Here is a 1,069-nt window from a genome sequence, read left to right as displayed (position 1 = left end):
CGCGGCGGCCGCCACCTACGCCGAGGGCCGTCTGCTCTCCGGCGCCACCAGCGCGACGCCCGCCCGCTGAAGGGGGCCGCGCGCGGCGCCCGCGCGTACCCTGCGCTGCATGGGCCACCGTCCGGAAGCCGCCGCGCAGGAAGCCGTCGGTGCCTGGCGGGGCGGCGCCACCAACCGTCTCCAGTGGCTGCTGGCACCGCTGGGCGCCGGATGCGCCGCGCTGGGCGCCGTACTGGGGACGCACGCCTCGTGGAATCTGGACAGCGCGCCGCTGGTCATGGCCGTCGTCGGCTGTTTCGCCGCCGGGCTGCTGGGCCTTTTCGGCACCCTCGCCTTCGTCCATGTACGCGTGACGATCGACAGCACCGCCCTCGATGTGCGCTGCGGGCACGCGGGGGTGCCGCGGCGGCGCATCCCGCTCGGGGAGGTGCGCTCCGCGGAGGTCGTACGCGACGTCACCCCCCGGCACTGGGGCGGCTGGGGCTACCGGTGGCGCCCAGGGCGGGGCACGGCGCTCGTCGTACGGCGCGGAGAGGGCGTGCTGCTGCGGCTCGCGGACGGGCAGCGCTTCACCGTCACCGTGGACGGCGCGGAGGCGGCGGTACGTGCCATCCGCCGGCATCTGGAGCGGGACGCGCCCCTCGACTGAGCTTCCCTTCTCGGCTGAGCCACGCCGTCAACTGAGCCTCCGCGCACAGGCGATGCCCGCCAGCAGCCCCGCGCCCGCCGTGACCCGGGTGAAGCTCAGGGCGTTGCCTATCGCCGCCAGTGCGGCCAGCGCCGCGAGCGCCGCACCGGCCGTGAGGACGACGGGCGTGGGCCGGGGCGAGACCCGCAGCGCCAGCAGCAGCCAGCCGAACGCCGCCGCGAGCAGCGCCAGCCCCGGCAGCCCCTGCTCGGCGGCGACCTGGAACGGGGCGGAGTGCGGCTTGCCGTCGGGCCGCGGGGTCCCCGGTTCCCGTCCGCTCTCCTCGACGTCCTGTCCGGTGACCGCGGCCCGGGTCGTACCGGCGTGCGTGCCGCGCGCCGTGGCGCTCAGCTCACGGAAGCTGTCGGGCCCGGAGCCCAG

General features: G+C 77.0%; 1 protein-coding gene and 1 pseudogene. One reads left to right on the top strand and one right to left on the bottom strand.

Annotated elements, in window-relative coordinates:
• Positions 1-109: 109 nt before the first annotated feature.
• Positions 110-649 carry a hypothetical protein gene (locus tag AN218_RS09255; protein WP_070016288.1) on the top strand — a complete coding sequence of 180 codons (540 nt, stop codon included), beginning with the start codon at positions 110-112 and terminating at the stop codon, positions 647-649.
• 27 nt (positions 650-676) lie between these two features.
• Here the strand turns inward: AN218_RS09255 and AN218_RS09250 are convergent.
• A pseudogene (locus AN218_RS09250) lies at positions 677-1,069 on the bottom strand (hypothetical protein); the annotation flags it as partial.

It is taken from the genome of Streptomyces nanshensis (genome assembly GCF_001751255.1).
Lineage (GTDB): Bacteria > Actinomycetota > Actinomycetes > Streptomycetales > Streptomycetaceae > Streptomyces > Streptomyces nanshensis_A.
Note: the sequence above shows the minus strand (reverse complement) of the source record. Positions and strands in the feature narration are given on the sequence as shown.